General features: G+C 66.8%; 21 protein-coding genes and 1 pseudogene. 9 read left to right on the top strand and 13 right to left on the bottom strand.

Annotated elements, in window-relative coordinates:
* The first annotated feature begins 5 nt into the window (after positions 1–5).
* Genes ABD727_RS06110 through ABD727_RS06125 form a run of 4 tightly spaced genes read left to right on the top strand, consistent with a single transcriptional unit; the run spans position 6 to position 3,984 of the window.
* Positions 6–887 carry an SRPBCC family protein gene (locus ABD727_RS06110; RefSeq protein ID WP_344706498.1) on the top strand — a complete coding sequence of 294 codons (882 nt, stop codon included), beginning with the start codon at positions 6–8 and terminating at the stop codon, positions 885–887.
* 11 nt (positions 888–898) lie between these two features.
* Positions 899–2,125 (top strand): zinc-dependent alcohol dehydrogenase, encoded by a 1,227-nt coding sequence (locus ABD727_RS06115; protein ID WP_344706499.1) that lies wholly within the window; start codon positions 899–901, stop codon positions 2,123–2,125.
* A 10-nt stretch (positions 2,126–2,135) separates the two neighbouring features.
* Positions 2,136–2,900 carry an SDR family NAD(P)-dependent oxidoreductase gene (locus ABD727_RS06120; RefSeq protein WP_344706500.1) on the top strand — a complete coding sequence of 255 codons (765 nt, stop codon included), beginning with the start codon at positions 2,136–2,138 and terminating at the stop codon, positions 2,898–2,900.
* 46 nt (positions 2,901–2,946) lie between these two features.
* On the top strand, positions 2,947–3,984 hold the full coding sequence (locus ABD727_RS06125; RefSeq protein ID WP_344706501.1) for an AI-2E family transporter: 1,038 nt from the start codon (positions 2,947–2,949) through the stop codon (positions 3,982–3,984).
* Positions 3,985–3,999: 15 nt separating this feature from the next.
* Here the strand turns inward: ABD727_RS06125 and ABD727_RS06130 are convergent, their stop codons facing one another.
* The 7 genes from ABD727_RS06130 to ABD727_RS13950 all read right to left on the bottom strand — a co-directional run bounded on the left by ABD727_RS06130 (position 4,000) and on the right by ABD727_RS13950 (position 12,132).
* The gene (locus ABD727_RS06130) at positions 4,000–5,379 is read right to left on the bottom strand and encodes an alpha,alpha-trehalose-phosphate synthase (UDP-forming) (protein WP_344706502.1); all 1,380 of its coding nucleotides are present in this window, start codon (positions 5,377–5,379) and stop codon (positions 4,000–4,002) included.
* Positions 5,376–7,157 carry a glycoside hydrolase family 15 protein gene (locus tag ABD727_RS06135; RefSeq protein WP_344706503.1) on the bottom strand — a complete coding sequence of 594 codons (1,782 nt, stop codon included), beginning with the start codon at positions 7,155–7,157 and terminating at the stop codon, positions 5,376–5,378. Before ABD727_RS06135 ends, ABD727_RS06130 begins: the two co-directional genes overlap by 4 nt.
* Entirely contained in the window at positions 7,154–7,879 is a 726-nt protein-coding gene (otsB, locus tag ABD727_RS06140) for a trehalose-phosphatase (RefSeq protein WP_344706504.1), read from the bottom strand. Before otsB ends, ABD727_RS06135 begins: the two co-directional genes overlap by 4 nt.
* 122 nt (positions 7,880–8,001) lie before the next feature.
* Positions 8,002–8,292, bottom strand: a complete 291-nt coding sequence (locus ABD727_RS06145; protein WP_344706505.1) for a hypothetical protein — start codon at positions 8,290–8,292, stop codon at positions 8,002–8,004.
* On the bottom strand, positions 8,292–10,829 hold the full coding sequence (locus ABD727_RS06150; protein WP_344706506.1) for a cbb3-type cytochrome c oxidase subunit I: 2,538 nt from the start codon (positions 10,827–10,829) through the stop codon (positions 8,292–8,294). The genes ABD727_RS06145 and ABD727_RS06150 overlap by 1 nt, the downstream gene beginning before the upstream one ends.
* Positions 10,826–11,764, bottom strand: a complete 939-nt coding sequence (gene coxB, locus ABD727_RS06155; RefSeq protein WP_344706507.1) for a cytochrome c oxidase subunit II — start codon at positions 11,762–11,764, stop codon at positions 10,826–10,828. Before coxB ends, ABD727_RS06150 begins: the two co-directional genes overlap by 4 nt.
* Before the next feature lie 2 nt (positions 11,765–11,766).
* Positions 11,767–12,132 carry a c-type cytochrome gene (locus ABD727_RS13950; protein ID WP_425566764.1) on the bottom strand — a complete coding sequence of 122 codons (366 nt, stop codon included), beginning with the start codon at positions 12,130–12,132 and terminating at the stop codon, positions 11,767–11,769.
* An 18-nt stretch (positions 12,133–12,150) separates the two neighbouring features.
* Between ABD727_RS13950 and ABD727_RS13955 the strand changes: the two are divergent.
* Positions 12,151–12,702: pseudogene (locus ABD727_RS13955) on the top strand (c-type cytochrome); the annotation flags it as partial.
* 13 nt (positions 12,703–12,715) lie between these two features.
* Here ABD727_RS13955 and ABD727_RS06165 read toward each other — a convergent pair.
* From ABD727_RS06165 to ABD727_RS06185, 5 genes are all read right to left on the bottom strand, one after another.
* On the bottom strand, positions 12,716–13,387 hold the full coding sequence (locus tag ABD727_RS06165; RefSeq protein WP_344706509.1) for a cytochrome b: 672 nt from the start codon (positions 13,385–13,387) through the stop codon (positions 12,716–12,718).
* Positions 13,384–14,064: a cytochrome c oxidase assembly protein gene (locus tag ABD727_RS06170; RefSeq protein ID WP_344706510.1), complete on the bottom strand. Its 681-nt coding sequence runs from the start codon at positions 14,062–14,064 to the stop codon at positions 13,384–13,386. The genes ABD727_RS06165 and ABD727_RS06170 overlap by 4 nt, the downstream gene beginning before the upstream one ends.
* 62 nt (positions 14,065–14,126) lie before the next feature.
* Entirely contained in the window at positions 14,127–15,452 is a 1,326-nt protein-coding gene (locus tag ABD727_RS06175) for a PQQ-dependent sugar dehydrogenase (protein ID WP_344706511.1), read from the bottom strand.
* Positions 15,449–15,874 (bottom strand): DUF2231 domain-containing protein, encoded by a 426-nt coding sequence (locus tag ABD727_RS06180; RefSeq protein WP_344706512.1) that lies wholly within the window; start codon positions 15,872–15,874, stop codon positions 15,449–15,451. The genes ABD727_RS06175 and ABD727_RS06180 overlap by 4 nt, the downstream gene beginning before the upstream one ends.
* A gap of 142 nt (positions 15,875–16,016) precedes the next feature.
* Positions 16,017–17,111, bottom strand: coding sequence for a DegT/DnrJ/EryC1/StrS family aminotransferase (locus ABD727_RS06185; protein ID WP_344706513.1), 1,095 nt, complete (start codon positions 17,109–17,111; stop codon positions 16,017–16,019).
* A gap of 107 nt (positions 17,112–17,218) precedes the next feature.
* On the opposite strand from ABD727_RS06185, the gene ABD727_RS06190 reads away from it, so the two are divergent.
* On the top strand, positions 17,219–17,596 hold the full coding sequence (locus ABD727_RS06190; protein WP_344706514.1) for a sugar 3,4-ketoisomerase: 378 nt from the start codon (positions 17,219–17,221) through the stop codon (positions 17,594–17,596).
* An 82-nt stretch (positions 17,597–17,678) separates the two neighbouring features.
* Here ABD727_RS06190 and ABD727_RS06195 read toward each other — a convergent pair whose 3' ends face one another.
* Positions 17,679–17,897, bottom strand: a complete 219-nt coding sequence (locus ABD727_RS06195; protein ID WP_344706515.1) for a hypothetical protein — start codon at positions 17,895–17,897, stop codon at positions 17,679–17,681.
* Positions 17,898–18,264: 367 nt separating this feature from the next.
* Here ABD727_RS06195 and ABD727_RS06200 point away from each other — a divergent pair, with 367 nt between their 5' ends.
* From ABD727_RS06200 to ABD727_RS06210, 3 genes are read left to right on the top strand one after another with little or no spacing between them, the layout of a single operon-like run.
* Entirely contained in the window at positions 18,265–18,480 is a 216-nt protein-coding gene (locus tag ABD727_RS06200; protein ID WP_344706516.1) for a hypothetical protein, read from the top strand.
* A 4-nt stretch (positions 18,481–18,484) separates the two neighbouring features.
* Positions 18,485–19,636, top strand: coding sequence for a hypothetical protein (locus tag ABD727_RS06205; protein ID WP_344706517.1), 1,152 nt, complete (start codon positions 18,485–18,487; stop codon positions 19,634–19,636).
* 27 nt (positions 19,637–19,663) lie between these two features.
* The gene (locus ABD727_RS06210; RefSeq protein ID WP_344706518.1) at positions 19,664–19,816 is read left to right on the top strand and encodes a hypothetical protein; all 153 of its coding nucleotides are present in this window, start codon (positions 19,664–19,666) and stop codon (positions 19,814–19,816) included.
* Positions 19,817–19,936 lie beyond the last annotated feature (120 nt).

Genomic DNA, 19,936 nt, shown 5'->3' on the forward strand with positions numbered 1-19,936 from the left:
CACCATTGGTCCAGGATACACACGATCACGACAAGGTCGACCGGGAGGTCGAACGGCTCAACCGGCAAGCCGTCGCGGATGCCGAGGCGAAGCGCCCAAGTCCGGCAGGCAAGCGCAAGCTGCCCGAGGTCGACGAGGACGAGCGGGTCCGCATTCGCGGCGCGGCCGAGAAGCGCCGCGACGGCAAGTCCGGCAGGAACAGTGATGCGGGCACCTCGAACCGAGCGCTGATCGGTCTTGGCCTCGGCCTTGCGACTGCCGGTGCCGCGGCCTTCTTCTTCGCCCGTGCGCGGTCCGAGGACGAGGATCACGGTCCGACGATCAGCGACGCACCCGACCATGTGCTGCGCGGCCGCGCCCTTCGCGAGGCCCGCAACCAGGAAGGCGGACGGGCGCTCGTCGGGCGCACCGTCACCATCGCCAAGCCGGCGAGCGAGCTTTACGCCTTCTGGCGCGCGTTCGAGCGTTTCCCCGAGTTCATGGACAATGTCCGCGAGATCCGCCGGGTCGACGAGAAGAGCTCGGAGTGGATCATCGAGGCCCCGATGGGCGCGACGGTGAGCGTCCGGACCCGGATCGTCGAGGACGTTCCGAACAAGACGATCGCCTGGGTAAGCGAGCCCGACAGCCAGATCGAGCATGAAGGCCGGGTCGAGTTCGCCGACGCGCCTCCGGGCCGCGGCACCTATGTCCGGCTGCTGCTCCGCTACACGTTCCCGGCAGGCGAGATCGGGCGGCTGTTCGCCAAGCTCCTGCAGCGCGAGCCCAACGTCCAGGCGCGACGCGATCTTCGCCGGTTCAAGCAGCTCATGGAAACCGGCGAAGTGCCGGTCAATTCGTCCCCGTCGGCCCGCAAGAGCGAGAGCCCGACGCAGCCGCACATCTAGGAGATACTCCCATGAAGGCTCTCACCTGGCACGGCCGCCACGACGTGCGCGTCGACAACGTGCCCGACCCCGAGATCGTCAATCCGCGCGACGCGATCCTCAAGGTCACCTCGACCGCAATCTGCGGCTCGGACCTCCACCTCTACGACGGCTATATCCCGACGCTCCGCGCCGGTGACGTGCTCGGCCACGAATTCATGGGCGAAGTGATCGAGGTCGGCGCCAAGTCGACCCTCAAGAAGGGCCAGCGCGTGGTGGTGCCCTTCACCATCAGCTGCGGCTCCTGCTTCTTCTGCGACAAGCAGCAGTTCTCCGCCTGCGACAACAGCAACCCCGCCGAGACCTCGGACGCATCCGAGGCCCTGATGGGGCACGCGATGGGTGCCGCCTTCGGCTATGCTCACCTGACCGGCGGCTATGCTGGCGGCCAGGCGGAATATGTCCGGGTGCCGTTCAGCGATGTCGGCCCGATCGTGGTCCCCGATCATCTCGACGACGACAAGGTGCTGTTCCTGTCCGACATTCTGCCGACCGGCTGGCACGCGGCGGTCAACGCCGACATCGAGCCGGGCGACACGGTCGCTGTCTGGGGCTGCGGGCCGGTGGGCCTGTTCGCCATCCAGAGCGCCTTTAAGCTCGGCGCGCACCGGGTCATCGCGATCGACCACTATCCATCGCGACTGGCCCTGGCCAAGAAGATGGGCGCCGACATCCTCGACTATCGCGAAGTCGAAGTGCTCGAGGCGTTGAAGGAGATGACCGGCGGTATCGGTCCGGATGCGGTCATCGACTGCGTCGGCATGGAGAGCCACGGGCTGGCGATCGACAACATCGCCGACACGGTGAAGGCGCATCTGATGCTCGGCACCGAGCGTCCGCATGCGCTGCGTCAGATGATCATCGCCTGCCGCAAGGGCGGGCGCGTCTCGATCCCCGGCGTCTATGGCGGCTTCGCCGACAAGTTCCCGCTTGGACAGCTGATGGAGAAGGGGCTGACCATCAAGTCGGGCCAGACCCCGGTCCAGAAGTATACCAAGGACCTGCTCAAGCTGATCGAGGAAGGTGAGCTCGACACCACCTTCATGATCTCGCACCGCGAGCCGCTCACCCAGGCCGCCGACCTCTACCAGAAGTGGCACGACGAGCAGGACACCTACACCAAGATCGTGCTCAAGCCCGGCATGGACCAGACCGCCAAGGTCGATCTGGCCGCCGCGCGAGCCGTCGAGCCAGCGTAAAAGGACAATCATGGCCAACAAACTTGCTGTCATCACCGGAGCCTCGAGCGGCATCGGTCTCGAAATCGCGCGCCTCGCCTCGGCCGAGGGCTATGACCTCATCGTTGCCTCGGACACGCCGCAGGTCGATGCGTCGGCCGGACTCGACGGCGACGTCTCGACCATCGAGGCCGACCTCGCGACCGAGCAGGGCGTGCGCCAGCTGCTCACCCAGATCGGCGACCGCGAGGTCGACGTGCTGGTCGCCAATGCCGGCCACGGGCTGGGCGACGGCTTCCTTGAGCAGAGCGTCGCCGAGTGGCGCCACGTCATCGACACCAACATCACCGGGACCCTGCTGCTGATCCAGCCGCTCGCCCGCAAGATGGTTCGGCGCGGTGAGGGGCGGATCCTCATCACGGGCTCGATCGCCGGGCACATTCCTGCCGCCTTCCAGGCGGTGTACCACGCCAGCAAGGCGTTCGTGGACAGCTTCGCCGCGGCGCTCGGCAACGAGCTCAAGGACACGGGCGTCACCGTCACCTGCCTCAAGCCGGGCGCGACCGAGACCGAATTCTTCTCGCGCGCGGGCATGGAGGACACCAAGGTCGGACAGTCCAAGAAGGACGACCCCGCCGATGTCGCCAAGACCGGCTGGGAGGCGATGAAGAAGGGCGAGCACGCCGTCGTGCATGGCCTGATGAACAAGGCACAGGTGCTCGCCTCCGGCGTGCTTCCGGAGAGTGTCGTCGCCGAGCAGGGCCGCAAGCTGAACGAGCCCGGCAGCGGAGAGTGATCGTTCGGGCGGCGGAACGGACCGCCGCCTGACCCGTTCGCGGGTCATGACGGACAGCAACGACGACTCGCGCTTCATTCGCCGGACCCTGATCGTCATCGCCCTGGTGGCGTTGACGATACTTGCGTGGATGCTGCGCGAGGTCGCGCTGATGGTCTTCGGCGCGGTCGTCGTCGCCACGCTCTTCCAGAGCCTGGCGAAGCAATTCGAGCGCCTTCATATTCCGCAGGGCATCGCGTTGCTCCTCTCGGTGCTGACCGTGATCGCGATCGTCGGCTTGTCCTTCGCCCTGTTCGGGGCGCAGCTCGTGAGCCAGGCCGAGGGCATTCGCGAGGCGCTTCCCCGCGCCTGGGCCAGCCTCCAGCAGCGGCTTGCCGGCTTCGGCCTGCAGGGACAGCTCGAGGCGCTGAAAGGGCAGGGGAGCGGCTTCGCGGCCACGGCGGGGCAGTTCGCGATGAGCCTTGGCGGCGGACTTGCCGACGCGCTGCTGATCGTCGTCGGCGGGGTCTTCATCGCCGCCTCGCCGCGCTTTTACCGCACCGGCATCCTCAAGCTCTTCCCGAGCGGCCGCCGCGAGGTGACGGCGAGCGCGCTGGAGGACAGCGGCAACGCGCTCCGCCTGTGGCTCAAGGCGCAGCTGCTGACGATGGCCGGAGTGGGGATCGCGACCGGGCTCGGACTGTGGCTGGTCGGCATGGAAAGCGCGCTCGCCTTCGGGCTGCTCGCCGCCCTGCTCGAGTTCATTCCGTTCGTCGGCCCGATCCTCGCCGCAATCCCGGCGGTGCTGATCGCCGCCTCGACCGATCCCCAGATGGCGCTGTGGGTGCTCGGCGTGTATCTCGTCGTCCAGCAGATCGAGGGCAATCTCCTCCAGCCGCTGCTCCAGCAATGGGCGGTCGATCTTCCCGGCGCGGTGCTGCTCTTCTCGCTGCTCGCGATGGGGACCTTGTTCGGTCCGCTCGGGGTCATCTTCGCCGCGCCGCTGACCGTCGTCATCTACGTGCTGATCAAGCGGCTCTACGTGCGCGAGGCACTCGACACCGAGACCAGCATTCCCGGCGAGGACCAGCGCGACAACGACTAGCGTTGTTTGGGCGGCTCACACCGGCTGGTGCTGCTCCAGTGCGTCGGTGAACCGGCGGCGCCACCACAGCACGTCCTCGGCACAGACATTCTCGAACATCGCCCGCCAGCGGCGGATACGCTCGGCCTTGGGCATCGCCAGCGCGGTGCGGATCGAGTCGGACATCTCCTCGGCGCTGTAGGGATTGATCAGCAGCGCTTCGGTGAGCTGGTCAGCCGCACCGGCGAAGCGCGACAGGATCAGGACGCCCGGATCCTCGGGGTTCTGCGCGGCGACGAATTCCTTGGCAACGAGGTTCATCCCGTCGCGGATCGGCGTGACCAGTGCGATCCTCGAGGCGCGATAGATGCCGGCGAGGACCGCCCGCGAATAGCCCTGGTTGACGTAGCGGATCGGCACCCAGTCGTAGTCGGCGTGCGCGCCGTTGATCCTGCCCGACAGCCCCTCGAGGCTGCTGCGGATGCGCTGGTAGCTTTCCACCGTCCCGCGCGACGGCGGCGCGATCTGGAGCAGGAACACTTCCTTTCGTTCCTCGGGGTTCTCGATGAGGAAACGCTCGTAACCGAGGAAGCGCTCTTCCAGGCCTTTGGAATAATCGAGCCGGTCGACCCCGACGATCATCGCCCGGCCGTTGGCGCTGTCGCGCATCTGCGCGAAGGTCTGCTGCGCTTCGTCACCCCGCGCGAGCGTCGCGAACTCGTCGCTGTCGATCCCGATCGGGCAGGTGATCAGCCGGATCTGCCGACCGTCGAGCCGGAGGATGCCGTCGGCATATGCGCCGCCGCTTTCGAGCACCACGAAGTCGACGAAGGACTGCAGCCACTCGTCGGTGTGGAAGCCGATCACGTCGTAGGCGAACATGGTCGCGACCAGTTCGGTCGCCTCGGGCAGGGTCAGCAGCAGCCGGCGCGGCGGCCAGGGCGTGTGGAGGAAGAAGCCGATGCGGTTCTTGCAGCCGCGCTTGCGCAGCTCCTGACCGAGCGGGATCATGTGATAGTCCTGAACCCAGACCATGTCGTCGGGCTCGACCAGCGGGACCACGGTCTCGGCGAAGCGCTCGTTCGCTCGCTGATAGCCGCCGGCAAAGCCGCGCTCATATTCGGCGAGGTCGACGCGGTAATGGAACAGCGGCCAAAGCGTGCGATTGGCGTAGCCGTTGTAATATTCCTCGACGTCCTGTTCCTCGAGGTCGATCGTGGCGGTGGTCACCCCGTCGTCGCGGTGAAAGGTAATCTGCCCGCTGAACTCCTCGGTGACCTCGCCCGACCAGCCGAACCACAGCCCTCCGCTTTCGCGCAGCGCCGAGGTCAGCGCGACCGACAGCCCGCCCTGAGCGCCGGCAGTACCGCCGGTGGCCGCGGACACCCGGTTGGAGATGACGATCAGGCGACTCATCGGATCGAGCTCCAGGGCTTGCTGAGCAGGACAGCGCAGTTGATGGTCCCGACCAGCGAATAGGTCTGCGGATAGTTGCCCCACAGCTCGCCCGTCTGCGGATCGATATCCTCGGACAATAGCCCGGCCCCGGTCCGACGCGACAGCATTTCCTCGAACAGCGCGCGCGCGTCCGCCTCGCGCCCTGTCGCCTGAAGCGCCTCGATGAGCCAGAAGGTGCAGACGTTGAAGGCGGTCTCGGGCAGGCCGAAGTCATCCTCGGTGGCATAGCGCAGCATGTGCGAGCCGCGCCTCAGCCCCTGTTCGACCGCCTCCAGCGTCCCGGTGAAGCGCGGGTCGCCGGGCGTGAAGAAGCGCAGGTCGAGCAGCTGGATCAGGCTGGCGTCGAGGTCGTCGCCCTCGAAGGTGGCGGAGATGCGTCCGCTGTCCTCGCGCCAGGCGGCCTCCTCGATCCGGCTCCGGACGGTGGCGGCGCGTGTCGCCCAGTGGCGCGCCCGCTCGTCCAGCCCGAGTGCTTCCGCGGCGTGGGCAAGCCGGTCGCAGGCGGCCCAGCACATGGCGGCCGAATAGGTGTGCACATGGCGCCGCGTCCGCAGCTCCCACAAGCCGGCATCGGGCTTGTCGAACAGTTCGAAGGCACGGTCGCCGACCCGCTCGAGCGAGGCGAAGTCTTCGGCAGTGGCCATTCGGAACAGCCGGTGGTCGAAGAAGGCCTGGACGTTGGACAGCACGATCTGGCCATAGGCGTCGTGCTGGACCTGCTCATAGGCCTGGTTGCCGACCCGCACCGGACCCATGCCGCGATAGCCCGGCAGTCCTTCCTCGATCCGCTCCTCAAGCCGTGCCTCGCCGCTTAGCCCGTAGAGGGGCTGGATGTGGCCGCCCTTGGCATCGTCGACGATGTTGCGGAGATAGCCGAGGTAAAGCTCGAGCACGTCAAGCGCGCCGAGCCGGTTGAGCGCCTGCACCGTATAATAGGCGTCACGGATCCAGCAGTGGCGATAATCCCAGTTGCGCTGCGACCCGGCATGCTCCGGAACCGACGTGGTCAGCGCCGCGACGATCGCTCCCGATTCCTCATGCTGGCAGAGCTTGAGCGTGATCGCCGCGCGGATCACCGCTTCCTGCCACTCGACCGGCGTGGCGAGCCCGCGCACCCATTCCTTCCACTCCGCGGAGGTCCTGCTCAGCATCTCGCCGGCAGCCCGCGCCAGATCGTCGCTGAACGGCTCGTCCGGGCCAAGGAAGAAGGTCAGCGGCCGCTCCAGACGGAACAGACGTTCCTCGCGGACAACCGTGACGGGCGCATCGGTGGTCAGCCGCATCGGAAGGGTCGGGAGCTGGTAGCGGATATGGTTGGACCCGCCCGGCAGCGGTGCGGCAGCCTCGCCCCAGTTCTGCGTCGGCCGCAGCCTCACCCGGATCCGCGGACTTCCGCTGACCGGCCGCACGAGCCGGACGAAGGCGGCAGGGCGGAAGGTCCGCCCGAGGCGCGAGAAGCGCGGGCAGAAATCGATGATCTCGATCGCGTTGCCGGCGGCATCGGACTTGCGGGTGGAGAGGATCGGCGTGTTGCGAAGATAGGATTGCTCGACCTCGGTCTCGCCGTCGAGGTCGATCGCCCACATGCCCCGTTCGGGCTGCTCACCCCCGAGCAGGCTGGAGAAGAGCGGATCGCCGTCGACCCGCGGGACGCAGGCCCAGACCATCGCGCCGGCGCGATCGATGAGCGCGCTGACCTGGCAGTTGCCGATCGGCCAGAGATCGAGCGAGCTCATGCCAGCACCTCGCTTGCCTGGGTCAGCCAGCGGTGCACCTCGGTCACGCTCGCCAGCCGGAAAGCCGCCTCCGTTTCGCGTTCCTTCCCGACGAGGATGCCCGCGCCACCGAGCCTGCGGACCACGGCAAAGCCATGCTCGTCGGTAAGGTCGTCGCCGATGAAGACCGGGCGGGTTCCCGCAAGCCGCGGTTCGGCCATCAGGGCTTCGATCGCGGTGCCCTTGTCGCCGTGCGCGGGCTTGATCTCGACCACCATCTTGCCCGGCTGGACCTCCATGCCGAGCCGCTCGGCGACAGCCGCTGCGGCCGCGTGGCACTCCTGTTCGGCGGCGGGAGCCTCGCGGTAGTGGAGGGCGGCACCCATCGGCTTCTCCTCGACGATCACCCCTTCGTGGCGGGCCAAGACGGCACGCAGGTGGCTGAGCCCTTCGTCAAGCGCTGCGCTGCGCGCAACCGTAACGCCGTCACGCTCGAGACCGTGGCTCCCGACCACCGACACTTGAAGTGGCGCAAGCCATGCGCGGACGTCGGCCGATGCCCGCCCACTGACCAATGTCAGCCGTCCCTGGAGCCGCTCCTCGAGCGTCTGCAGCAGGCCGAGCAGCGCCGGCTCCACCCGGATTGCGTCGGGGCGCTCGGCGATGTCGACGAGCGTTCCGTCGAAGTCGAGGAACAGGGCAGCGTCGCGCAGCAGGGTTTGCGGCGGCGTCGGAAGGGGCATGGTCCTCGCGTGGGTTCGATGATGGAATGAGAGACAGGCAGCAGAGGGGAGCCCGCCGCTGCATCCGGAGAACGACACCGTAACGCCCCTGTTCCGAAGTATCGCACTTCGGGCGGCCTGGTTCAGGCGAGGAGCGCTGGCAACCCTTGGTAGAGGATCGCCACGCCGGCGAGGCCATAGAGCACCGCGCCCCCTTCGCTGCTCCAGCGCCGGAGTCCGTCCTCGTCGGCCTGGCGGCGGCGCAGCGTCGCGGCGAGGAGCAGCATCGCGCCGCCGAATGCCAGCGCCGTGACGATGAGAACGAGCACGGCCGCGAGGCTCGACCCCGGAAGAAGGCTGGCAATCCCGTAAGCCGCGAAGAAATGGGCGGTCCACAGCAGCATTCCGCCGAGGAGGTGACGCCAGATACCCATCACACGCTCGTCGGGAACAGCCGCAGAAGCAGCGCGGTCGCCGCTCCCTGCGCGCACGTGTAGAGCAGGAACAGGCTGACCACGTCGAAGGTCACGTTGCGCGGACGGGTGACGAGGCCGCGCGCGGTCCGGGCAGCGAGATAGGCGCCCATCAGCACGACCACCGCGACCAGCTGGCCCTGCAGCGCCAGCATCGCCGCGGCGAAGGCTCCCTGCGACGTCGTCTCGGGGTCGACCCCCTGCGCCTGCCAGCTCAGCCCATCCGCGATCAGCGCGCCGGTGATCAGCGCGCAGGCGAACAGCAAAGCGGCGGTCGGGCTCCAGGTTGTCGAGCCCTCGCGGGTGATCAGCCGGCGGCCATAGAGGACCAGCCCGGCCGCAAGCGCATAGGCGGCGGCGATCGGCGCCGCCCACCAGCGGTCGGTCGGCACGGTCCAATATTCGGGATGGACGCCGTAGAGGAAGAGATAGCCGAACACCGCCATCAGGAAGATCATCGCGGCGACCACGATGACGCAGACGATCGCCCACCAGCTGTGCGCGCTTGGCCCGGTCACATAGGTCGGGAGCATGATCCCGGCGCCGACATCGACCTCCTTTTGAGGAACGGGCCGATCGGTATCCCACAGCCAGCGCAGGATCGACCAGGTCGCGAGCGGCAGGCAGATGATGGCGAGGACATAGGCCTGCACCGTCAGCAGCAGGAAGAATCCCGCGGTGAACACCGCGCCCGACAGCGGCCAGACCGAGGGGCCCATCATGATCTGCAGATATTGCGGCTCGGCCCGGAGAGGGCTCGTGATCAGCGTCTCGCGAAGGCCCGTCGCCGAGTAGGGCAGGAAGTGGCGGCCTTCCTCCACCTCCCTTGCGAGCCCGGGATTGTCCCACAGCGGCGTCCGGCTGCGCACGACCGGGATGCTGCGGGTCGAGTAGAGACCGGTCGGGAGCCACTCGAGCGTGCCGCCGCCATAGGTGTTTCCGGCATCGTCGTCGGTGGTGAAGCGGAAATTGCGGGCAAGGTCGACGAGGAACAGGACGACGCCCGCGGCCAGCACGAACGCACCGACGGTGGAGATGAGGTTGGTCCACTCCCAGTCCATTCCCGGAAGGTAGGTGTAGACCCGCCGCGGCATACCCATCAGCCCGGTCAGATGCATCGGCAGGAAGGTGATGTGGACGCCTGCGAAGAACAGCCAGAAGATCCACCTGCCGAGGCGCTCGGAGAGCGGCCGCTTGCTGGTCATCCCGGCCCAATAATAGAATGCCGCGAACACCGGCATCACCGCTCCGCCGATCAGCACATAGTGGAGATGCGCGACGATGAAGTGAGTGTCGTGCGCCTGCCAGTCGAACGGCACCATCGCGACCATGACCCCGGTCAGCCCGCCCATCACGAAGGTCACTAATCCGCCGATCAGGAACAGGGTCGGGACATTGTGGCTCGGCTTGCCGATCGCGAGCGTGGCGATCCAGCTGAACACCTGGATTCCGGCCGGGATGCTGACCGCCATGCTCGCGGCCGAGAAGAAGCCGGTCGACAATGCCGGCATGCCGGTGGCGAACATGTGGTGGGCCCACACGCCGAAGCTGATGAAGCCGGTGCCGAGCAGGGCGAGGACGATCAGCTGGTATCCGACCAGCTCGGCCTTCGCGAGCGCCGAGACCATCATCGATACGAGGCCCGCGGCGGGCAGGAAGATGATGTACACTTCCGGGTGGCCGAAGAACCAGAAGAGATGCTGCCAGAGCATCGGGTCGCCGCCACGGGTCGGATCGAAGAAGGGCCAGTTGAGCGCCCGTTCCATCTCCAGCAGCAGCGTCGAGAGGATGACGGACGGGAAGGCGATCAGAATCATTCCGGCGAACACCAGCATCGCCCAGGCGAACAGCGGCATCCGCGCCAGCGTCATTCCCGGCGCACGGGTCTTGAGGATACCGACGAGGATTTCGATGGCGCCGGCGATCGCGCTGATCTCGATGAAGCCGATCCCGAGCAGCCAGAAGTCGGCGTTGATCCCGGGCGAGTAGGTGGTGCTGGTCAGCGGCGGGTACATGAACCAGCCCCCGTCCGGCGCGAGGCCGGCGAAGATCGACGCGAAGAAGCACAGCCCGCCGACGAAATAGGCCCAGAAGGCGTAGGCCGACAGCCGCGGGAAGGGCAGGTCGCGCGCCGCCAGCATCTGCGGCAGCAGCATCACCCCGATCGCCTCCATGATCGGGACGGCGAACAGGAACATCATCACCGTGCCGTGCATGGTGAAGAACTGGTTGTAGGTCTCTTGGGGGAGGATGCCGAGTAGCGGCAGCGACAGCTGGGCGCGGATCGCAAGCGCCAGCACGCCCGCCAGCAGGAAGAAGAGGAACGCCGTGGCGACGTACCACAGGCCGACGTAGTTGTTGTTGACGATGGTCAGGCTGGCCCAGCCGGTCGGTGCCTTCCAAATCCGCTCCAGCTCCTCGCGCTCGCTGTCCGGCCGCGCTTCCGCGATCGGGAAGCGGTCGAACAGCTTGGGATCGAAGCCTGTCTCCGAGGTCACTTCTGCGCCTCGAGATAGATGGCGATGTCGGTCAGCTGCTGCCCGTCGAGATTGGTGTAGGGCGGCATCCGGTTGTTGGGCTTGATCGCCTGGCTGTTGCCGATCCAGCCCATCAGCGTGCCGCGGTTGTTGGGCAGGATCCCGGCGCCGAGCGTGCGGCGGCTGCCGACATGGGTAAGGTCGGGCCCGGCGAGCCCATTGGCGCCGGTCCCGGCGATCCGGTGGCACGCCGAGCAGCCGGTCTGCTCGAATAGGCGGGCTCCGGCCGAGCCTGCGAGCACGGGGCTTGTCGCGCGCTGCCGGCGCGCCTCCATCAGGCGGGCGAAGTCGGCCGGTGCATGGGCGACGACGGTGAAGCCCATCAGCGCATGGGGTCCGCCGCAATATTCGGCGCACTGCCCGCCGAAGACGCCTGGGCGGTCGGCCTGGATCCGCATCAGGTTGCGCCGTCCGGGAATCATATCGAGCTTGCCCGACAGGCGCGGTACCCAGAAGCTGTGGATGACGTCGGCCGATTGCAGTTCGAGCACCACTGGCTGGCCTGCCGGGATGTGCAGCTCGTTCGCGTCCTGGATGACCTCGCGCCCCTCTGTGTCGAGGTAGGCGACCCGCCACCACCACATCTCGCCGGTGATTCGTACCCGCATCTCGTCGCCTGCGACGGGCGCCGACAGGTGGCGGGTGAGTGATAGCCCGTAGACGAGGAGCGCGGTCAGCACGACCAGCGGGAAGGCCACTCCGCCGATCCAGATCGTGGTCCGCCCGCCGACCTTCGCCTGCATCGCGGGCCGCCCGAACAGTGCGAGGTAGAGCGCGACCAGCACGACCAGCAGCACCGCCGCGCCCATCGCGAACAGGATCCAGCTCAGCAGCGAGACCGAGGACGCATAAGGCCCGGCGGGATCGAGCACGGGGGGCGGCCAACCGTCGAACATGCTTATTTGGCTCCCTGGTCGTAGAGGTAGGCGGCGATGTCGCGCGCCTCGGTGTCGCTGACGGGCATCGCCGGCATGGCCGATCCGGGCACCAGCGCGGGCGCGTTGCGGATGTAGGTCGTGAGGACGTCGGGCCGGTTGGGCAACTGGCCGGCGATCAGCGCGCGCTCGGCAAGGCCGTCGAGGCGTGGCCCGACCTTCCCCTCGGGCCAGCGCAGCCCCGGCACCTGGTGGCAACTTCCGCAACCGGCGCGCTTGATCGCCTGAAGGCCGCGGCCGGCATCTCCCTCGGCAAGGAACTGCCGCTGGTCGGGCGGCGGCTTGCAGGCGGCGAGCGCGAGCAGCGCCAGCGGGAACAAGCGGCGCAATCCGGCGGTTGCGCGCGGGTGCGCAGATTTCTCCCACTGGCCGCGCTTACGCTGCTGAGCGCTTGCACCGACGCCGACACCGCCTCGCTCGATCGCTATTCCGAAACCGGCCGACTGATCGCCTTCAGCGGCGCGGACGCCGGAGCCGCCAACGCCTGCGTCACCTGCCACGGACTCGAGGGTCGTGGGAACGGAGCCGGCTCGCCGCGCCTTGCCGGTCTTGATGCCGGCTATCTCGAGCGGCAGCTCGAAGCCTATGCCGACGGCCGCCGCTATCATGCGCAGATGGGGTGGATCGCCGGCAAGCTCGATCCCGACGAGCGCCGCGCGGTCTCGGCCTATTACGCGGGGCTTCCCGCTGCGGCGGGCGGCACTGGCCCGCTTGCCCGGCTCACCCTTTACCACGAGGGGGATCCGGGGCGCGGCCTCGTCGCCTGCGCCGCCTGCCACGGCGAGCAAGGGCAGGGGCTCGGCGCCGCCAATCCGCCGCTCGCCGGTCAGCCGCCCGCCTACCTTGCCGAGCAGCTCCGCCTCTGGCGGATCGGCAAGCGGCGCAACGATCCCGGCGACGTGATGCTTCGGATCAGCCAACTTCTGACCCCTTCGGAAGCCCGGGCGCTGGCGGACTATTCGGCGCGCCTGCCGGGTGGCCCTCCCAGTCCGGAACTTCAGGAAGCATCGCCTGCAGCACGTCCTGTCGATCCCAGAAGTGGTGCTTCAGGGCCGCCCCTGCATGAGCCGGAATCAGCAAGAGCAAGGCAATGACCGAGGCGGTGTGGACGTCCTCGGCAAGGTCGAGGATGACATAGCGGGTCGCGGGCTCGAGCCCCTCGAGCGGCACTTGCGGCCAGGGCAGGATTCCGCCGAGGTAGAGCGGCCCCGGACTGGCCAGCGACGACCACATCACCCAGCCCGACAGCGGAAGGGTGAAGAAGGTGACGTAGAACAGCATCGCGGTGACGTGCGCCACCGTGGTCTGCCAGCCCAGCTTGTCGGCATCGTTGACCGGGTCGGTGATGAGGATCCGCCAGAGGATCCGCAGGACGACGAGCAGCAACACCGGAAGCCCGGCGGCGCTGTGCACCTGATAGGCATGCACCTTGTCGCCGCCCGGCATCATCCAGTCGGTCCAGAAGCCCCAGCCGATCTGGAACAGGATCAGGAGCGCCATCACCCAGTGGAAGGCGATCCCCACCGGCGAGTAGCGCCCGCGGCGCGTATGGCTGTTGCCCCATTGCCGAAGCCGCTCGATCATGCCGGCAGTTCGCGGTCCTGCTCGGCCAGCCAGCGCCGGGTGATCGCCAGTGCCGCCGCGAGGTAGAGGCCGGCCGACGGCGCCCACATGATCAGCCCCGCCATCTGCTGGTCCTCGAGCGGGGCAAGCCCCCACGGCTCGGTGGTCAGGAAGTGCGGCAGGTAGAGCGGGTTGGAAGCGAAGGTGAGCAAAGCCCCGAGCAGCCCCATCTGCACCGTGCTGACGAGCAGCGCCGCAACCGCCCCGAGGCTGCTCGAGCGGCGCGCCGCGGCCCAGAAGCCGACCGCCGTCCCGGTGATCGTCAGCTGCATCGTCCAGTAGAGGAGGTCGCTCGACAGCGCCTCGGCGTAGAAGGCGGGCGCGTGCCACAGCCAGAAGGTCACCGCCTGGAGCCCGGTCCACAATGCCAGCGAGCCCGGCCAGCGGATCCGCTCTTCGGGCAAGGCGAAGACCAGCAAGGGGGCGAGCACCGCGGCGAGCAGGACGTGGTGGGTCACCCGCGCGGCGAACAGCGCCGAGCTCAGCGCGCAGAAGGGGCTGACAAAGAGGAACAGCGCAAGGCTGCCCGCCGCGACCAGCAGCCGGCGCTGGCCGGCACCTTGCGCCTGCCGCCACAGCCACCAGCCCGCCAGCGCGAGGACGGCGAGGAGCATGGGATCGAGGTTCCAGCGTCCCATGAGGTCGGCCGGCACCGGCGCTGCGCCGCAATAGGGAAACCAGAGTTGCGCCCCCGCTGGGTTCACCCTGCCGAGGCGACCCGCGCCGGGGCGGCTTGCCGCACTGGAGTCACGCGCCACACGGTGTTGGAAAGGTCGTCGGCGACGATCAGCGCGCCGCGAGGATCGACGGTGACGCCGACCGGTCGCCCGAACGTTTTTCCATCACCCTGGAAGCCGGCGAGGAAGTCGACCGGCGGACCTGCCGGGCTGCCGCCGCGGAACGGCACGAACACGACCTTGTAGCCGACCGGCTGTTCGCGGTTCCAGCTTCCGTGGAGGCCGACGAAGGCACCGTCGGCAAACTGCCCTCCCATCGCCGCCGAGGAGAAGGCGACCCCGAGCGGCGCCATGTGCGACCCCAGCGAATAGTCGGGCCGGACCGTTCGTCCGACCATCTCCTCGCGGAACGGCTGCACCCGGCGGTCGGGGTTCGCGCCCCAATAGGCGTAGGGCCAGCCGTAGAAGGCGCCCGGACGGACCGACGTCAGATAATCCGGCACGAGATTGGAGCCGAGCTCGTCGCGCTCGTTGACCACCGCCCACAGCTGGTTGGTGCCCGGCTGGATGGTGAGCGCGGTCGGGTTGCGGATTCCGGTAGCGAAGCGGCGGGTCGCGCCGGTCTCGGCATCGACCTGCCAGACCATCGCCCGTTCTTCCTCGGCCGCCATTCCGCGTTCGCCGATGTTGCTGTTGGAGCCGATCCCGACGAACAGGCTGCGCCCGTCGGGGCTCGCGGCGAGCGACTTGGTCCAGTGATGGTTGATCTCGGCCGGAAGCTTGGTCACCAGCACCGGCGGCCCGCTCGCCCTGGTCTGCCCCGGAGCATAGTCGAACCGCACCAGCGAATCCTGGTTGGCGACGAACAGCCGGTTGCCGACCAGCGCCAGACCGTACGGCGCGTTGAGCTTCTCGGCGAAGACCGTTCGGCCTTCGTAGGTCCCGTCGCCATTGGCGTCGCGGAGCAGGGTCAGGCGGTCGCCGCCCTTGACCGAGCTCGTGCCCTTCTTCTTGAAATAGCCGGCGATGAGGTCCTTCGGCCGGACGATCGGCGCGTCGCCGCCGCCCTTGCCCTCGGCGACGAGGATGTCGCCGTTGGGCAGCACCAGCGATTGCCGCGGGATCTTCATGTCGGTCGCGATCGCCGTCACCTGATAGCCCTGCGGCACCGTCGGGCGGCGGTCGCCCCAGCCGGCCGGATCGGCGATGGTCATCGGCGGGATCAGCCCCCGCTCGGGCTTCGGAAGCTCGGGGTTGGGGCCATATTGCTCGGAGCCGGAGGCGCTTCCGCAGGCGCTCAGCAGGGTCGCGGTGGCGAGCAGGGCGAGGACGGCAGGGCGGCGGCTCATCGTGCGGCTCCATTGCGAAGGGTGGCGAAGCCGAGCCAGACCGAAGCCAGCGCGAGGACGAAGGTGACGAGCGAGAGGATGAGGGCCGCGGGCATCGACGCCCACGCATCCTTGGCATGGACCAGCGCGCCGATGAAGCCGACGACGAAGGTCGCGATCAGCGCCAAGAGGTAGAGCGCCGAGCGCGGGTCACGCCGGCGGTCGGCGCGGAAGAAGTCGATCACCGCCCACAGCAGGGCAAAGCCGGCGAACACCAGCGCCCCGGCGTTGAGCCAGGCGCCGAAGTTGATCCACTGGACCTGGTAACTCGACGAATAGGCCCAGTCGGCGAGCAGCGCGCCGAGGAACAGCGGCAGGATCGCGGCGAGCAGCGCGGCGTGAACCGGATGGATCACCCTCGGGGCGGTGGCAGTTCGTTCCAAAGCTGGTCCTTCCAAGGTCGGTTCCGCACCAACGCGTCACGCGGGGTGGAGCGCCCCCACTGCCAAAGCCGCGCCGCCCCGTTCGGTTCCTTCGCTCGCAGATGCAGACGCCATTGGTAGGCGCTGCCTCTTGCGCCTTGGACTAAACGCAGCGCCTGATCGCCTCGATCACCTCTGCGGCCTGTTCGGGCCCAAGATGAGGTCCAATCGGCAGACTGAGACAGTGGCGGGCGAGCCTTTCGGTGATCGGCAACGAGCCTCGTTTGAAGCCCAGATCCTGGTAAGCACCCTGCAGATGCGGCGGTGTCGGATAATGGATCAGCGTCTGCACGCCCTCAGCGAGCAAGCGTTTCTGCAATCCATCACGATCGTCGCAGAGCACCACAAATAGATGCCAAGATGGCTTCGCCCACTCTGGCACGACTGGCAGAGTAAGGCCGGTGCCCTTCAATCCTTTGAGATAAGCACCCGCGATTGCAGCCCGCCGCTTATTCCACTCCTCCAGATGCGCCAGTTTTACGCTCAGAACACTTGCCTGAATGGGATCTAAGCGTGAATTGAAGCCCTGCATCTCATGCGCGTAGCGAACACTCGAACCATAATTTCCAAGTAGCCGCACAGCGTTGGCGAGTTCGGGCGCGTTGGCTGTCACCGCCCCGCCATCACCCAGCGCACCAAGGTTCTTACCGGGATAAAAGCTCCAACAAGCTGCTGATCCGCGCGCGCCTACACGAATACCCTTGTATTCTGCTCCGTGGGCTTGCGCCGCATCCTCAAGAAGCTGCAATCCGTACTCGTCGGCAATTTTTTGAAGGGCGTCGAGGTCTGCCGGCTGTCCGTAGAGGTGGGTAGGCAGAATGACCTTCGTTTTCTTGGTGATTGCTGCGACGACCATTGCCGGGTCGAGGTTGTAGGTTCGCTCGTCGGGCTCCACCAAGATGGGCGTTGCGCCCACCATCGTGACCGCAAGTAAGGTGGCGATGAAGGTGTTTGCCGCCACAATAACTTCATCACCAGGGCCAACACCCATGGCGCGTAACGCTAGATGCAGCGCATCCAAGCCGTTGCCCGTGCCTACTGTGTGAGCTGCGCCAGTGAAGTCCGAGAAGCCTCGCTCAAATACCGCGCACTCTTCCCCTCCTATATACTGACCGGAGCGCACTGACCTGAGAACCGCTGCTTCGATTTCTGTGGAAAGCTCTTCGGTGGCCGCTTTCAGGCTCAAAAAGGGGATCACGGAACGCTGCAAGCCTTTATCTGTTTGATTTGGGCGGCTTAGCGGGCCGAGCACTCGATGGCGAGACTTGGTTTGCGGCACCATCCCCCATGCTGTAGGCGAAGCGTATGTACCATGATGACGCCGGGCGTATTGTCGGCCCATTTCCGACGTTTGGACCTGTAGAGGTCGACCCTTCAGATGTGCAGCCGCCTTTCGCGGTGAAGCGTATCTATGTGATTTATGGGACGACCGAAGGAACGGTGCGTGGCCGCCACGCTCACAAGAATCTCCGTCAACTCGCACACTGCGTTGCGGGCGCTTGCACGATGACGATTGATGGCATTCCTCATCGCCTTGATGCGCCGACCAAGGGAGTAACTCTCGGTCCTGGCCAGTGGCGCGAAATGAGCGATTTCACTCAAGATTGCGTGCTCGTGGTCTATGCCGACCAGTATTACGATGCTGATGATTACATCTGGGAGAGAGAAACGCTTACTGCCTAAGTTGTGCAAGTCGGGGCTCTTCGGTTTCGCTGTCGCATGTCTTCCCTAGTTTGCGGAGGCCTTGCCGGGCAATTACGAACTCTCAGCCCCCGGGGGGCAAGATCACCAGCCGGCCCGCCCGGCCGCCGCATCGGCCGCACTTCAGCCGCGCGCCGAGCCGCTGCAGGTCGCAATTGCCTGCCATCGCGGCAGCCTCGACCCCGGCCAGCGTCCGCGAGGCTCCGCAGTCCCCGCACTCGACCTTCAGCGACGCCCGGAAGCGGACGAGATCGGCAATGGTCCGAATATGTTTCGTGGACATCGCTGCGGCATAGCGAAGCGAGAACATAAGGGGAACGGACTGACTGCCGATTTCTGTGGATCGATCACCGACGCGGTCGCGCGGGTGCCTGAAGGTGCTCTCGCTGCAATGTCGTTCCGCTTGTCTCGCACGAAACATTGAGCGAAACCCAGAACTGCGCGTTAACTGGGCGTTATGCGCCTACATCGCTTTTTCCGCCGCCGGTCACCGACCGATTTCCTGTTCTCGATGGCCTGCCTGTTGTTGCTCGTGTTTGTCGCCGTAGTTCTTGTGAGGCCGGACATTCTGGCGCTCGGATGATCAACGTCCGCGAAAATGAGCAATGCTGCGCTTGCCCTCGCGCGGTTAACCGTCATAGACGCGATTCATGAGTAACTGCGCCAACGTGCTGCCTTTTCCGGCGGCGCCCAAGTCCGATCGAATGTCCGCTGGCCTCCTCGCCTCGGAAGCTATGCGCCTCGCGGCGACGGACAATGCGAGCCGGGACGATGGACAGTCAGCGGATGACTTCAATCGCGCGCTCGCGCTGGTCGACCAAGCCCGGCTGCTGATCTTGCAGTGGCACACTGCGAACATCGGCTAGGTCGTTGCGTCTCTATACCCGGCTGGGCGCCGTCAGCGTTGTCGCGGCAAGTCTCCTCGCGCTCGCGCTGGCACTTGCCTACATCACTGCCGCTTACCCCTATCAGGACGATTTCTGCTTCACGCTATGGCAGCGGAGCCCCGCGGAAACCGCCAACTGGTTCTTCACCAACTGGTCCGGGCGCTGGTCAGCCATGTTCCTCTATGCCGCGATGGCATCGGGGCATGATTACGCGCAGCAGGGGATGGGCGCCCTCGTCTGGTGGTCGCTGCCACTCTGGCTGGCCGGATTCTTCTTCCTCGCTGCTCTCGTCATGCGTGGAGCCGGCGCTGCCCAGCGGGGTGCAGCGGCGCTGGTCTTGCTCGTTCTGTTCTGGACCTCGACCCCAGGCGCGCTCGACCTCTTCTACTGGACTGCCGGCGTGTCGGGCTATTCCGTCCCCTTTGCGCTGTCCTGCCTGAGTCTCTTCCTGCTGGCGGTCGACCGGCCTGCCTGGGCAAGCGGCATCGGCGCCATTGTCGCCGCCGCGGTTCCGACGTTCAACGAACTGGCGGGCATTGTCCTGGTCCCTGTTCTCGCCCTGCTCGCCGTCGATCGGTGGCGGCGCAACCGCTCGTTTATGCCCCTGCTCGTCGCGCTGGTTCTCACCCTACTCGCGTCCGCCGTGGTCATCTTCGCGGCCGGAACGGCGCAGCGACTCGATGCGCAGGTCGAGACCGAAGCGAGCCTGCTCGGCTACGCCGCCAAGCTCTTCCGCCCATATGACTCGGCTTTCGCATCGATTGTCGACCCGCGGCTGCTTTGCCTTCTTCTCGTCGCCGCCTGCTCCACGCGGTTCGGAGCATCGCCCAATCCACGCCGCGCCATCCCGGTCCTTGCTCTCGGGCTGGTCGCTGCCCTGGCCGGCAATGCCGCCTACATCGCTGCGGCCGGAACAGTCCCCTCGTACCGCGTCCTTGGCTACGGTTTCGCTGTCATGCTTTCCGCCACCGCCGCTGCCGCCTGGCACCTGCGCGGGACGATCAGCAACAAGGGTCTTGAGGCCGCATCGCTCATCGCGCTTGCTGCCTTGATCGTCACCGGACCGAACACCACCATGGCCCTGCACGATCTTCCGAAGCTTGCTGGCTTCAAGGCCGAGCAGAGGGCCTTCTGATCGGGCCTCTCGAAGCAGTCCGGCGAGGTGAGCGCGCCCGACCTGTCCTATTATCCCTCGCTCTTCTCGCAGCGGCTGATCTCGCTGAAGGCGGAAGAGAACCAGTGCCTGGCCGACGCCTTCAACCTCCGGTCGATCCGCTCCGTCGGGCCTGCCGGCACACGCTGGAAGACCTACTAGGCAGCGCCAACACGCGATCGCCGGATCTCGCTATTTTGCATGCGAGGATGGATGTCACCGGATGCTACTTCGCTTGGCGCTGCTGAAGGAGGAGTGGGACTTGCGGCGCCGCGCATCGCG

The organism is Sphingomonas swuensis (assembly GCF_039538045.1).
Taxonomy (GTDB): domain Bacteria; phylum Pseudomonadota; class Alphaproteobacteria; order Sphingomonadales; family Sphingomonadaceae; genus Sphingomicrobium; species Sphingomicrobium swuense.

Excerpts from the sequence above, each read along its gene's own strand:
- ABD727_RS06115 (WP_344706499.1), top strand. The coding sequence starts at position 899 with ATGAAGGCTCTCACCTGGCACGGCCGCCACGACGTGCGCGTCGACAAC.
- ABD727_RS06120 (WP_344706500.1), top strand. The coding sequence starts at position 2,136 with ATGGCCAACAAACTTGCTGTCATCACCGGAGCCTCGAGCGGCATCGGT.
- ABD727_RS06125 (WP_344706501.1), top strand. The coding sequence starts at position 2,947 with ATGACGGACAGCAACGACGACTCGCGCTTCATTCGCCGGACCCTGATC.
- ABD727_RS06130 (WP_344706502.1), bottom strand. The coding sequence starts at position 5,379 with ATGAGTCGCCTGATCGTCATCTCCAACCGGGTGTCCGCGGCCACCGGC.
- ABD727_RS06135 (WP_344706503.1), bottom strand. The coding sequence starts at position 7,157 with ATGAGCTCGCTCGATCTCTGGCCGATCGGCAACTGCCAGGTCAGCGCG.
- otsB (WP_344706504.1), bottom strand. The coding sequence starts at position 7,879 with ATGCCCCTTCCGACGCCGCCGCAAACCCTGCTGCGCGACGCTGCCCTG.
- ABD727_RS06145 (WP_344706505.1), bottom strand. The coding sequence starts at position 8,292 with ATGGGTATCTGGCGTCACCTCCTCGGCGGAATGCTGCTGTGGACCGCC.
- coxB (WP_344706507.1), bottom strand. The coding sequence starts at position 11,764 with ATGTTCGACGGTTGGCCGCCCCCCGTGCTCGATCCCGCCGGGCCTTAT.
- ABD727_RS06165 (WP_344706509.1), bottom strand. The coding sequence starts at position 13,387 with ATGATCGAGCGGCTTCGGCAATGGGGCAACAGCCATACGCGCCGCGGG.
- ABD727_RS06170 (WP_344706510.1), bottom strand. The coding sequence starts at position 14,064 with ATGGGACGCTGGAACCTCGATCCCATGCTCCTCGCCGTCCTCGCGCTG.
- ABD727_RS06175 (WP_344706511.1), bottom strand. The coding sequence starts at position 15,452 with ATGAGCCGCCGCCCTGCCGTCCTCGCCCTGCTCGCCACCGCGACCCTG.
- ABD727_RS06190 (WP_344706514.1), top strand. The coding sequence starts at position 17,219 with ATGTACCATGATGACGCCGGGCGTATTGTCGGCCCATTTCCGACGTTT.
- ABD727_RS06195 (WP_344706515.1), bottom strand. The coding sequence starts at position 17,897 with ATGTCCACGAAACATATTCGGACCATTGCCGATCTCGTCCGCTTCCGG.
- ABD727_RS06200 (WP_344706516.1), top strand. The coding sequence starts at position 18,265 with ATGAGTAACTGCGCCAACGTGCTGCCTTTTCCGGCGGCGCCCAAGTCC.